Below are 11,465 nucleotides of genomic sequence, written 5' to 3'. Positions count from 1 at the left end.
GTCAGGTCTCGGTCTCGGTCTCGGTCTCGCAGGCGGCGTAGGCCCGGACGGTCCCGTGCTCGGCCCGCACCGCCCAGGTGCTCGGGTCGTCGGGGTTCGGCGCGTTGACCAGGACGGCGTCGCCGGAGGCGGCGGGCCGGAAGACGTAGCCGCCCCCGGTGAGGTGGGAGCCCTGGGGGCAGGTCGCCATCGACCAGCCGCCCGGGCCGCTCCACGGCCCGGTCACCACGACGGTCGTCTCGGCGGCCCCGGCCGCAGGTGCCGCGGCCAGTCCGAGGGCCGGGGCGATCAGCAGGAGTCCGGCCGCGAGGCCCTTGCGTAGGGGCATGGGTTCTCCCTGGGGTGGTGGATCGCTGGAACACCCGGGACAACGACGGCCCCGACGCCCCGACGCCACCGCACGCGCCCGACCACCCGAAGGAGTAGCGCGACCCCGGCGCGTGCGGGGGAATAGCGCCCGCACGCGCACCGTTCCGTTACCGGCCGCCGCCGCGCGACAATGGACGGCGGCCACGGCCGTGCGGCGCGGCCCGGAGCAGCCGCCGCCCACCCCCACCGAGACCCGGAGGTGTCCGTTCATGCCCGACTCCCACACGAAGGCGTCCGACCACGGCGGTCAGGCCGACCCCGCGCGGCGTCTGCGTCCGGTGCAGCTGCTGTTCGAGCCGCAGTCCGCCGAACCGGAGCCGGAACGATTCTTCGATCTGGAGTCGATCGACGACCCCGCGGACCTGCTGCGCCGCTCCACCGAGCTGGCCCTGGCCTTCCGGACGGCCGCCGAGCGGGCCACCGACTTCCAGGCGGTCGCCGCCGCACAGCTGGCGGACCCGCGCCGCTTCGACGCGCTGTCCGACGCCGAGATCGCGCAGCGGGCGGACTGGACCCCCGACTACGCGGCCAAGATGATCGAGTACGGCCGCGGGCTGCTCCAGCCCCGCCGCCACGAGGACTGAGCGCAGCCGGGCACGGGGCGCCGGAGCGCCGGGCCCCGGTGCTCCGGCATCAGCCGCTGGCATATGCGCGAGCGGGGAAGGGTACGCCGTTCCCCGTCGTCCTGTACGGCAAACCGTGCTTTCCCTCCCGTCCGGCCCGCGGACGGCACAGGCTGCTGTCCGTGGACATCTGGACGTATCAGTCGGTGGAGTACGTCACCGTGGCCGGCGAGGCCTGGCTCGCCTCCGCCAGCGAGTACCCGCGCAGCATGCGCGCCCTCTGGGAGGCCCGGCCGTGGGCACCCTCGGTGCTGCCCTGCGGGCGCGCCTTCGACGTGATCAGCATGCCGTCGCTGTTCGGCCGCCGGGTGCTGGACGAGCTGTGGGCCTCCGGGCCGGGCTGCGGGCCGGTCGCCTCCTACCGGGGGCGGACGCTGCTGTTCGTCCAGCCCGGCGCGGGGCCCCGGCTGCGCAGGCTGCTGGCCTGGGAGGAGTGGGCCCGGGACGTGCCGCCCCTGCTGTGCCACGGCAAGGGCGACGCGGTGACCGTGCCGCCGGTGCAGCGGATGGTGAACGGCCCGGACTCCCCCGGGCTGGGCTCCGGCCGGTGGATCGTCGCCCCGGAGGACCGGGAGCCGTGGCTGCCGGGCGCCTCGGTGGTGCTGTGGGCGTGCGTGCGTGCGGCCCGGGAGCCGGCTGCGGCCGTGCCCGCCGGCGCGGCGGCCGTGACCGGGGGGTGAACGGAGGACGGCCGGTATTCGATTTTGGCGCGGACCCCGGGCGCTGCTAAAGTCTTCTCTGTCAGCAGGCGCCGCTAGCTCAGTTGGTTAGAGCAGCTGACTCTTAATCAGCGGGTCCGGGGTTCGAGTCCCTGGCGGCGCACAGACAGCCGAGAGGCCCCTTGCGAAAGCAAGGGGCCTCTCGGCGTTTCCCGCTCGAATCAGCGAATCAGGGAACAAGGGAACAGGACCGGGCCGCCCACCGGAGCGGACGGCCCGACCGGGGCTCAGCGGCCGCGCAGCGCGCGGTAGCGGGCGACCAGCTCGGCGGTGGAGCTGTCCAGCTGCTCGGCGCCCTCGCCGGTCAGCAGCACCGACTCGATCCGCTTGGCGAGCACCTTGCCCAGCTCGACGCCCCACTGGTCGAAGGAGTCGATGTTCCAGATCGCGCCCTGGACGAAGACCTTGTGCTCGTAGAGCGCGACCAGCTGGCCGAGCACCGAGGGGGTCAGCTCGGCGGCCAGGATGGTGCTGGTCGGGTGGTTGCCCTGGAAGGTCTTGTGCGGAACGAGTTCGGCGGGCACGCCCTCGGCCGCCACCTCCTCCGGGGTCTTGCCGAAGGCCAGCGCCTGGGTCTGGGCGAAGAAGTTGGCCAGCAGCAGGTCGTGCTGGGCGACCAGGCCCGGGAGCAGGTCGGCGACCGGCTTGGCGAAGCCGATGAAGTCGGCCGGGATCAGCTTGGTGCCCTGGTGCAGCAGCTGGTAGTAGGCGTGCTGGCCGTTGGTGCCGGGGGTGCCCCAGACCACCGGGCCGGTCTGCCAGGTCACCGGCGAACCGTCGCGGGTCACCGACTTGCCGTTGGACTCCATGTCCAGCTGCTGGAGGTAGGCGGTGAACTTCGACAGGTAGTGCGAGTAGGGCAGCACGGCGTGCGCCTGGGCGTCGAAGAACGCGCCGTACCAGACGCCGAGCAGGCCGAGCAGCAGCGGGACGTTCTGCTCCGGCGGCGCGGTGCGGAAGTGCTCGTCGACCAGGTGGAAGCCGTCCAGCATCTCGCGGAAAGCGTCGGGGCCGATGGCGATCATCAGCGAGAGGCCGATCGCCGAGTCGTAGGAGTAGCGACCGCCGACCCAGTCCCAGAACTCGAACATGTTGTCGGTGTCGATGCCGAAGTCCCGCACGCCCTCGGCGTTGGTGGACAGCGCGACGAAGTGCTTGGCCACCGCCTCGGTGCCGGCGCCCAGCCCGGTGAGCAGCCAGTCGCGGGCCGAGACCGCGTTGGTGATGGTCTCGATGGTGGTGAAGGTCTTCGAGGCGACGATGAACAGCGTCTCGGCCGGGTCGAGGTCGCGGACCGCCTCGTGCAGGTCGGCGCCGTCCACGTTGGAGACGAAGCGGACGTCGAGGTCGCGCTTGGCGAACGAGCGGAGCACCTCGTAGGCCATCGCGGGGCCGAGGTCGGAGCCGCCGATGCCGATGTTGACGACGGTGCGGATCGGCTTGCCGGTGTGGCCGCGCCACTCGCCGCCGCGGACCCGCTCGGCGAAGCCGGCCATCTTGTCGAGGACGGCGTGCACGGCGGGCACCACGTTCTCGCCGTCGACCTCGATCACGGCACCGCGCGGGGCGCGCAGCGCGGTGTGCAGGACGGCGCGGTGCTCGGTGTTGTTGATCTTCTCGCCGCGGAACATCGCGTCCCGCAGCTCGGCGACGCCGGTGGCCGCGGCGAGTTCGCGCAGCAGCTCCAGCGTCTCGTCGGTGACCAGGTGCTTGGCGTAGTCCACGTGCAGGTCGCCGACCTGGAGGGTGTAGCGGCGGCCGCGCTCCGGGTCGGCGGCGAACAGCTCGCGCAGGTGCGTCTCGCCCAGCGCGGCCCGGTGCTTGCCGAGGGCGGCCCACTGCGGGGTGCGGTCGAGCGGGGTGCGGGCGTCGGCACGGGTCTCCGACATCGGTGGTTCCTCGATTCATCTGGGTGCGGAAACCGGCAGGGCCAGGCGGTGAGGGTCTCGCGAGGTCGTGCGGGTACTGGTGGTGCGCCGACTCCGTTGACGGCCTGCCCGGGCTCAGCCTATGCAACCGCGGAGCCGGTCGCGCACATTCCGCCCGGCGGGGCCGGACAGGCCGTCACTTGCGTTCCGAGCGCAGGTCCAGCCCCCGCAGCACCTGGTCGACCAGCTCCGGGTCGGCGCCGAGTTCGCTGCGGGCGGCGAGCATCTCGCGCCGGGAGGCGGCGATCATCTCCTGCTCGACCTCCCGGGCGGCCCGCCACTGGCTGAGCCGCAGCTTGGCCTCGGCGGCCTCCTCCTCGGCGTAGTTCTCCGGGCAGAGCCGGGCCAGCCGGTCGTGCTGACGGTCCCGCAGGCGGTCGGCGACCTCGGCGGGCAGCCGGTCCTGCTCCTCCAGTTCGCCCAGCCGCCTGAGCCCGGCCTTGGCGGCCCGCCACCAGAGCTGGCGGACGGCCTGCTCGTGCTTGTCCTGGTCGATGTCCAGTTCGAACCGCTTGGCCAGCCAGGGCAGGGTGAGACCCTGCACCAGCAGGGTGAACAGCACCACGCTGAAGGCGATGAAGACCAGGCGGCCGCGCTCGGGGAACTCCTCGCCGGAGTGGAGGGTGAGCGGGATGGCGAGGGCCAGGGCGACGGTGGCCACGCCGCGCATGCCGGACCACCAGAGGATCACGCTCTCCTTCCAGCTGAACGGGGTGTCCTCGTCGTCGCCGCTGCGCAGCTTCTTCGACAGCCAGCCGGCCGGCAGCAGCCAGAGCAGTCGGACCACCACGACCACGCCGATGACCACGGCGGCGTCGCCGATGAAGCCGGTCCAGCCGCGGCCGGCCTCCTTGAGCACGGTGGCCAGCTCCAGGCCGATCAGGCCGAAGGCGACGCCGGTGATCAGGATCTCGACGACCTCCCAGAAGGCGTTGCCGACCAGCCGGAAGGAGACGGCGTCGGCGTCGGAGGCCCGCTCGGCGAGGTAGAGCGCGCAGACCACGACCGCGAGCACGCCGGAGCCGTGGATCTCCTCGGCGATGGCGTAGGCGGCGAAGGGCACCAGCAGGTTGAGCGCGACCTGTTGGGTCGGGTCGTCCAGGCGCTCGGCGAGCTTGGTGTTGACCCAGCCGAGGGCGATGCCGACGACCACGGCGAGCACCGCGGACAGGATGAAGCGCAGCACCGCGTGGCCGATCGAGAAGTCGCCGCTGACCACGGCCTCGATGGCCAGCGAGTAGACGACGATCGCCGTGACGTCGTTGAACAGGCCCTCGCTCTCCAGGATCGACACCAGGCGCCGGGGCAGGCCGACGCTGCCGGCCACCGCGACGGCGGCCACCGGGTCGGGCGGGGAGACCAGCGCGCCGACCGCGATCGCGGCGGCGACCGGCAGGGCGGGCAGCAGCCAGTGCACCGCCCCGGCCACCGCGGCCGTGGTGACCACCACCAGGGCGACGGCCAGCAGCAGGATCGAGCGGACGTTGGCCTTGAAGTAGCGCACCGAGGAGCGCCGGGCGACCGCGAAGATCAGCGGCGGCAGGACCAGCGGGAGGATCAGCTCGGGCTCGATGGTGACGTCCGGGATCTGCGGGACGAGCGCCATGACGATGCCGAGCAGGGTCATCAGGACCGGTTGCGGCACTCCGGTCTTGCGTGCGAGCGGCATGGTCACCACGGAGGCGAGCAGCACCAGGAAGAACAGGGGCAGCTGGCCCACGGAAACGTTCCTCTCCACAACGGACGGCTGAGCGCCGCCCAGGATAAATCTGACAATGCGCCCATCAGTGAAGACACGCCGAACAATCGCTTGACCTCAAGCGGACTTCAGGTCCGAGGATCGGGGGTGTTCGAACAGTCAAGCAGTCGAATGTCGAACATTCGAGAGGGCGGGAGCAGACATGAAGGCGGTCACCGTCACGCGGTCCGGCGGTCTGGAGGTCCTGCGGGTCACCGAGGTGCCCGACCCGGAACCCGGACCGGGCGAGGTGCGGGTGCGGGTCCTCGCGGCCGGGGTGCAGCCGGTCGACCTCGCGATCCGGGAGGGCTTCCGCCCGCCGGGGGCCGTCGTCGAGCCGCCGTTCGTCCTCGGCAACGAGTTCGCCGGAGTGGTGGACCGACTCGGACCGGGCGGCTCCGGCCGGCAGGTCGGCGACGAGGTACTGGGCTTCCGCTTCCTGGACAGCCAGGCCGAGCTCGTCACGGTGGACGCCTCCCAGCTGGTGGCCAAGCCCGCCGGCATGCCCTGGGAGCAGGCCGGCTCGCTCTCCGCCTCCGGCCAGACCGCGCACCTGGCGCTCACCCTGCTCGCGGTGGGCCCCGGCGACACCGTCCTGGTGCACGGCGCCTCCGGCGGGGTCGGCACCGTCGCCGTCCAGCTCGCCCGGGCCTGGGGCGCCACCGTGATCGGCACCGCGAGCGAGCGCAACCACGACTACCTGCGCGACCTGGGCGCGATCCCGGTCGCGTACGGCGAGGGGCTGGTCGAGCGGGTCCGGGCGGTGGCGCCGCAGGGCGTGGACGCCGCCTTCGACGCCGCCGGGCGGGGCGCGCTGGCGGCCTCGGTCGAGCTGGTCGCCGACCGGAGCCGGATCGGCACCGTGGTCGACTACCCGGAGGCCGAGCGGCTGGGCGTACGGGGGCTGCGGGGGCCGCGCACGGCCGCACGGCTGACCGAGCTGGTGCGGCTGTGGGAGGCGGGCGGGCTGCGGCTGGAGATCGCCGAGGCGCTGCCGCTGGAGCGGGCCGCCGAGGCCCACCGGCTGGTCGGCGCCGGGCACGTCCGGGGCAAGGTGGTCCTGGTGCCGTGACGCTGCGTGCGCAGCCACCCGGGCCGATTGTGTGTTTCGGCTGCTGACCAGGTAATGTTCTCCGCGTCAGCAGGCGCCGCTAGCTCAGTTGGTTAGAGCAGCTGACTCTTAATCAGCGGGTCCGGGGTTCGAGTCCCTGGCGGCGCACAGACAGCCGGAAGGCCCTTCGCGAGAGCGAGGGGCCTTCCGGCGTTTCCGCGCTCCCCGCCGGCAATCCCACCGGCATCCCCGCCGACTGTGGCAGGAAAGGTGGGAAACGGGTCATTGCTGCCACTGCGGCCCGGTGACAGGCTGGTCGCATGAGAGCGCGCAGCGTGGTCGTCGTCCTCTACGAGGGCGTGCAGAGCCTCGACGTGACCGGTCCCGTGGAGGTGTTCGCGGGGGCGGGCGCGGCCGCCGGGCAGCCGGGGGCGTACCGGGTGACCACCGCCTCCCCGGGCGGCGGGCCGGTGCGCAGCCACAGCGGGCTGCGGCTGCTGCCGGACACGGACCTGGCCGGGGTCGGGCCGGTGCACACCCTGCTGGTCCCCGGCGGGCTGGGCAGCGACCTCCCGGACGGTGCGCTGGTGGCACGGATCCGGGAGCTGGCCGGCCGGGCCGAGCGGGTGGTGTCGGTGTGCACCGGGGCCTTCCTGCTCGCCGAGGCCGGGCTGCTGGCCGGGCGCCGGGCGACCACGCACTGGGCGTACTGCGAGGCGCTGGCCCGGCGGTTCCCGGACGTCGAGGTGGACCCGGACCCGATCCACGTCCGGGACGGGAACGTCGCCACCTCGGCCGGGGTCACCGCCGGGATCGACCTGGCGCTGGCCCTGGTCGAGGAGGACCTGGGACGCGACGCCGCCCTGCTGATCGCCCGCCACCTGGTGGTCTTCCTGCGCAGGCCGGGCAACCAGGCCCAGTTCAGCACCCAGCTGGCCGCCCAGGTGGCGGCCCGGCAGCCGCTGCGCGAGGTGCAGCGGTGGATCGCCGAGCACCCGGAGGCCGACCTGTCGGTCGAGGCGCTGGCCCGCAGGTCGGCGCTGTCACCGCGGCACTTCGCCCGGGCCTTCGCCACCGAGGTGGGGGTGACCCCGGGCCGGTACGTGGACGGGGTCCGGCTGGAGGCCGCCCGGCGGCTGCTGGAGGACACCGCCGACGGCATCGAGGAGATCGCGCGCTCCTGCGGCTACGGCACCCCGGAGGCGATGCGGCGCGCCTTCGTCCGGTCCCTGGCCGCCCCGCCCGCCGAGTACCGACGCCGCTTCCGACCCGATCCTGTTGGAGGACACTGATGCGCATCGCCGTTCTGCTCTACGACCGGTTCACCGCCCTGGACGCCGTCGGCCCCTGCGAGGTGCTGTCCCGCATCCCCGGCGCCGAGGTGGTGTTCACCGCCGCGAAGCGCGGCCCGGTCCGCACCGACATGAAGACCCTGTCGCTGACCGCGGAGGCCGCCCTGGACGAGGTGGCCGCGGCCGACGTGCTGCTCGTCCCGGGCGGGCCCGGGACGGAGGCCCGGCTGGCCGACCAGGCCGTGCTGGAGTGGGTGCGCGCGGTGGACGCCACCACCACCTGGACCACCTCGGTCTGCTCGGGCTCCCTGCTGCTGGGCGCCGCCGGACTGCTGGCGGGGCGCCGGGCCACCTCGCACTGGTGCTGCCTCGACGCGCTGAAGAAGTTCGGGGCGGAGCCGACCGGGACGGAGCGGGTCGTGGTCGACGGCAAGTACGCGACCGCGGCCGGGGTCTCGGCCGGGATCGACCTCGCGCTGACGCTGACCGGCCTGATGGCCGGGGACGCGACCGCGGAGGCGATCCAGCTGGTCATCGAGTACGACCCGCAGCCGCCGTACTCGGCGGGCTCGGTCGCGACGGCCCGGCCCGAACTGGTCGCCGAGCTGCTGGCCAACGGGCTCCAGCTGCGCTAACGGCGCCCGGTCGGGAAGCCGTGGCGGCGGGCGCCGGTGACCACCGCCAGGACGGGCAGCATCAGGGCGAGCACCGTCCAGGGCAGGGCGCCGGTGCCCAGGCGGCCCAGCACCAGGCCGCCGACCACGCCGCCGCCCGCCATCGCGGCGTTCCACAGAGTGACCAGTACCGCCTGGGCGGCGTCCGCCCGCTCGCCGCCCGCGTCGCCGACGGCGGTCTGCAACAGGGTCGGGGCGCCGCCCCAGCCCAGGCCCCAGAGCGCGGCGGCGGCGTACACCAGCGGTGTGCTGTGCGACCAGAGGCCGAGCAGGCCCGCGGACAGGGCGACCAGCAGCGCACCGCCGATCGTCAACTGCCGTAGCCGGCGGTGGATGTGGGAACCGGTGAACCAGATGCTCGCCAGCGAGGCCAGGCCGAAGACCAGCAGCACGGTGTCGGTCGCGTCGCCGAGGCCGGTCCGGTCGAGGAAGGGCGCGATGTAGGTGAACAGGATGGTGTGGGCGAGCACGAAGAGCACCGTCACGGTGAGCACCGGCGCCACCCCGGGCACGGTGAGCGCGCTCCGCACCGGGGCGCGCTCACCGGCGGGTCGTCCGGGCTGGTCCGGCAGCAGGGCCGCGATCCAGCCGATCACGCCGAGCGCCAGTGCCGTCATGGCCAGGAAGGGCACCCACCAGGCGAGCGCCTGGCCGAGGAAGGTGCCGACCGGCACTCCCAGCGACAGCGCCACCGGCACGCCCGCCATCGCCACCGCCATGGCCCGGCCCTGCTGCTCGACCGGCACCAGCCGGCGCGCGTACCCGGCCAGCAGCGCCCAGGCGAGGCCGGCCGCGACGCCCGCGAGGAAGCGGGCGGCCAGGGTGAGCGGGTAGTTCGCGGAGGCCGCGGTGACGGTGTTGGCGGCGGCGAAGCCGGCCATCGCGGTGAGCAGCAGCCGCTTGCGGCCCCAGCCGGCGGTGGCTGCGGTGAGCGGTATCGCGGTGGCGGCGGTCCCGAGCGCGTAGACGGTGACGGTCTGCCCGGCGGCCGACTCGCTGACGCCGAGGGCCCCGCCCATCCCGGGCAGCACGCCGGCGGGCAGGGTCTCGGTGAGCGCGGTGACGAAGACGGCGGTGGCCAGGGCGAGCAGGGCGGGCAGGGGAAAAGGGGTGCGGGCTAAGGGAGTCGGGAGCTGTGTGGTCGCCATGGGAACCATGCTCGATCCTCACACCGGTGTCAGGTTCAAGCACGGTTCCCACCGACGTCACCTCAGCGGCGGAAGTAGCCGTCGAAGTTCTTGGAGAACTCCCGGCCCCCGAACTGGTCCCAGTTGACGGACCAGGTCATCAGCCCGCGCAGGTTCGGCTGGGCGCCCGAACGCGGCACGTACGAACCGCAGTTGGCCAGTTTGGTGAGGCAGTCCAGGGCCTTGTTCACCTCGGCCGGGGCGACGTAGCCGTTGCCGGCGTTGGTGGTGGCCGGCATGCCGATGGCCACCTTGGAGGCGGGCAGCGGCGGGAACATGTTGTTCGTGTTGCCCGCCACCGGGAAGCCGTTGAGCAGCAGGTCGGTCATCGCGACGTGGAAGTCGGCGCCGCCCATCGAGTGGTACTGGTTGTCCAGGCCCATGATGGAGCCGGAGTTGTAGTCCTGGACGTGCAGCAGGGTGAGGTCGTCGCGCAGCGCGTAGATGACCGGCAGGTACGCCCCGGCGCGCGGGTCCTGGCCGCCCCAGGGACCGGAACCGTAGTACTGGTAGCCGAGTTGGACGAAGAAGGTCTCCGGCGCCATGGTCAGCACGAAGCCCGGGCCGTACTTGGCCTTGAGGGTCTTCAGTGCGGAGATCAGGTTGACGATGACCGGGCTGGTCGGGTTCTTGAAGTCGGTGTCGCCGGTGTTGAGGGAGAGCGAGTGCCCCTCGAAGTCGATGTCCAGGCCGTCCAGGCCCCACTTGTCGATGATCGCCGAGACCGAGCTGACGAAGGTGTCGCGGGCGGCGGTGGTGGTCAGCTGGACCTGGCCGTTCTGGCCGCCGATCGAGATCAGCACCTTCTTGCCCTGGGCCCGCTTGGCGGCGATGGCGGCCTTGAAGTCGGCGTCGGACTCCACGGTCGGGCAGTCGGTGACGGAGCAGCGGTTGAACCGGATGTCGCCGGAGGTGACGGAGGTGGGCTCGCCGAAGGAGAGGTCGATGAAGTCCCAGGAGTTCGGGACGTCGGCCATCCGGGTGTAGCCGGCGCCGTTGGCGAAGCTGGCGTGCAGGTAGCCGACCAGGGCGTGGCTGCCGGGCGGCGGGGTGGTCGGGGTGCCGGTGGGGGTGCCGGTGGGCGTTCCCGTCGGTGTCCCGGTGGGCGTGCCCGTCGGGGTGCCGGTCGGGGTGCCCGTCGGGGTGCCGGTGGGCGTCGCGGTCGGCGTGGGCGTCGGGGACCCGGTGGGCGTCGGCGTCGGGCTGGGGGCGCCCGGCCCGTCCAGCGAGACGTCGTCCGCGTAGTAGGTCCCCTGGCCGTACCAGCCGTGGGTGTAGACGGTGGCGCTGGTCTGGGTGGCGCCGGTGGTGAAGCTGACGCTGAGCTTCTGGTAGCCGCCGCCGGTGCCGGGGGTCCAGGTGCTGGGGCCGCCGCCGTCGACGCCCAGGTAGACGTACGAGCCGTTGACGTACGCGCTGAGCGTGTACGTGGTGCTGGGGGCGACGGTGACGGTCTGGCCGCACTGGGCGGTGTCGCCCGCGGTGGCCGCGGCGGCGAGGGCGTAGCCGCCGCCGTGCACCGGGCTGGTGACGACGCTGCCGGAGTTGGCGGTGCAGCTCCAGGGGCCGAGCGAGCCGGACTCGAAGCCGCCGTTGACCAGGAACTCGCCGGCCGAGGCGGCGGGCGCCAGGCCCAGGGTGACCCCGACCAGGGTGGCCGCGGCGACGGCGGAGGCGGTGCCGGCGGCGAGCAGGGTGCGGGGCTGCTTCCGGCGGGCGGGGGCGGGTGCGGGTGTGGTTCTGCGCATGCGGGGGCTCCTGCGATGGCGCGGTCGTGGGGGACGTCCGAGGGCACGCCGGAGCACGCGCCAGTGGGGGGAGCGGCCCGGCCTGGCACCCAAGTTGGACTAGACCACTGAAGTGGATTCGACACTGCGGTGTCAA

General features: G+C 73.2%; 10 protein-coding genes and 2 tRNA genes. 7 read left to right on the top strand and 5 right to left on the bottom strand.

What is annotated here, in order from left to right; all coding sequences use genetic code 11:
• Position 1: 1 nt before the first annotated feature.
• Positions 2 to 328: a hypothetical protein gene (locus tag AC07AL_RS26840; protein WP_478318453.1), complete on the bottom strand. Its 327-nt coding sequence runs from the start codon at positions 326 to 328 to the stop codon at positions 2 to 4.
• Between the two features lie 250 nt (positions 329 to 578).
• On the opposite strand from AC07AL_RS26840, the gene AC07AL_RS26835 reads away from it, so the two are divergent.
• The 3 genes from AC07AL_RS26835 to AC07AL_RS26825 all read left to right on the top strand — a co-directional run bounded on the left by AC07AL_RS26835 (position 579) and on the right by AC07AL_RS26825 (position 1,814).
• Entirely contained in the window at positions 579 to 953 is a 375-nt protein-coding gene (locus tag AC07AL_RS26835) for a hypothetical protein (RefSeq protein ID WP_363583584.1), read from the top strand.
• Positions 954 to 1,114: 161 nt separating this feature from the next.
• Complete coding sequence (locus tag AC07AL_RS26830) at positions 1,115 to 1,672, top strand: bifunctional DNA primase/polymerase (RefSeq protein WP_063349288.1); 558 nt, start codon at positions 1,115 to 1,117, stop codon at positions 1,670 to 1,672.
• Positions 1,673 to 1,740: 68 nt separating this feature from the next.
• Positions 1,741 to 1,814 (top strand) — tRNA-Lys (locus tag AC07AL_RS26825).
• A 124-nt stretch (positions 1,815 to 1,938) separates the two neighbouring features.
• Here AC07AL_RS26825 and pgi read toward each other — a convergent pair.
• A complete protein-coding gene (gene pgi / locus AC07AL_RS26820) occupies positions 1,939 to 3,600 on the bottom strand; it encodes a glucose-6-phosphate isomerase (protein ID WP_478318452.1) in 1,662 nt (553 codons plus the stop codon).
• A gap of 175 nt (positions 3,601 to 3,775) precedes the next feature.
• Complete coding sequence (locus AC07AL_RS26815) at positions 3,776 to 5,359, bottom strand: Na+/H+ antiporter (protein WP_363583586.1); 1,584 nt, start codon at positions 5,357 to 5,359, stop codon at positions 3,776 to 3,778.
• Between the two features lie 181 nt (positions 5,360 to 5,540).
• On the opposite strand from AC07AL_RS26815, the gene AC07AL_RS26810 reads away from it, so the two are divergent.
• The 4 genes from AC07AL_RS26810 to AC07AL_RS26795 all read left to right on the top strand — a co-directional run bounded on the left by AC07AL_RS26810 (position 5,541) and on the right by AC07AL_RS26795 (position 8,355).
• A complete protein-coding gene (locus AC07AL_RS26810) occupies positions 5,541 to 6,449 on the top strand; it encodes an NADP-dependent oxidoreductase (protein WP_363628163.1) in 909 nt (302 codons plus the stop codon).
• 73 nt (positions 6,450 to 6,522) lie between these two features.
• Positions 6,523 to 6,596, top strand: a tRNA-Lys gene (locus AC07AL_RS26805).
• Positions 6,597 to 6,748: 152 nt separating this feature from the next.
• Positions 6,749 to 7,720, top strand: coding sequence for a GlxA family transcriptional regulator (locus AC07AL_RS26800; RefSeq protein ID WP_363619950.1), 972 nt, complete (start codon positions 6,749 to 6,751; stop codon positions 7,718 to 7,720).
• Positions 7,720 to 8,355: a DJ-1/PfpI family protein gene (locus tag AC07AL_RS26795; RefSeq protein ID WP_363583592.1), complete on the top strand. Its 636-nt coding sequence runs from the start codon at positions 7,720 to 7,722 to the stop codon at positions 8,353 to 8,355. Before AC07AL_RS26800 ends, AC07AL_RS26795 begins: the two co-directional genes overlap by 1 nt.
• Here the strand turns inward: AC07AL_RS26795 and AC07AL_RS26790 are convergent.
• Both AC07AL_RS26790 and AC07AL_RS26785 read right to left on the bottom strand, forming a co-directional pair.
• Positions 8,352 to 9,542: an MFS transporter gene (locus AC07AL_RS26790; protein WP_478318449.1), complete on the bottom strand. Its 1,191-nt coding sequence runs from the start codon at positions 9,540 to 9,542 to the stop codon at positions 8,352 to 8,354. The genes AC07AL_RS26795 and AC07AL_RS26790 overlap by 4 nt on opposite strands.
• Positions 9,543 to 9,604: 62 nt before the next feature.
• The gene (locus AC07AL_RS26785; protein WP_363583596.1) at positions 9,605 to 11,329 is read right to left on the bottom strand and encodes a chitinase; all 1,725 of its coding nucleotides are present in this window, start codon (positions 11,327 to 11,329) and stop codon (positions 9,605 to 9,607) included.
• Between the last annotated feature and the right edge of the window lie 136 nt (positions 11,330 to 11,465).

Source organism: Kitasatospora sp. NPDC043949 (genome assembly GCF_056435365.1).
The sequence above is the reverse complement of the archived record's forward strand: the minus strand, read 5'-3'. Positions and strand labels throughout refer to the sequence as shown.

Coding starts and splice junctions, on each gene's coding strand:
- AC07AL_RS26785 (WP_363583596.1), bottom strand. CDS start 11,329: ATGCGCAGAACCACACCCGCACCCGCCCCCGCCCGCCGGAAGCAGCCC.
- AC07AL_RS26840 (WP_478318453.1), bottom strand. CDS start 328: ATGCCCCTACGCAAGGGCCTCGCGGCCGGACTCCTGCTGATCGCCCCG.
- AC07AL_RS26800 (WP_363619950.1), top strand. CDS start 6,749: ATGAGAGCGCGCAGCGTGGTCGTCGTCCTCTACGAGGGCGTGCAGAGC.
- AC07AL_RS26795 (WP_363583592.1), top strand. CDS start 7,720: ATGCGCATCGCCGTTCTGCTCTACGACCGGTTCACCGCCCTGGACGCC.
- pgi (WP_478318452.1), bottom strand. CDS start 3,600: ATGTCGGAGACCCGTGCCGACGCCCGCACCCCGCTCGACCGCACCCCG.
- AC07AL_RS26790 (WP_478318449.1), bottom strand. CDS start 9,542: ATGGCGACCACACAGCTCCCGACTCCCTTAGCCCGCACCCCTTTTCCC.
- AC07AL_RS26810 (WP_363628163.1), top strand. CDS start 5,541: ATGAAGGCGGTCACCGTCACGCGGTCCGGCGGTCTGGAGGTCCTGCGG.
- AC07AL_RS26835 (WP_363583584.1), top strand. CDS start 579: ATGCCCGACTCCCACACGAAGGCGTCCGACCACGGCGGTCAGGCCGAC.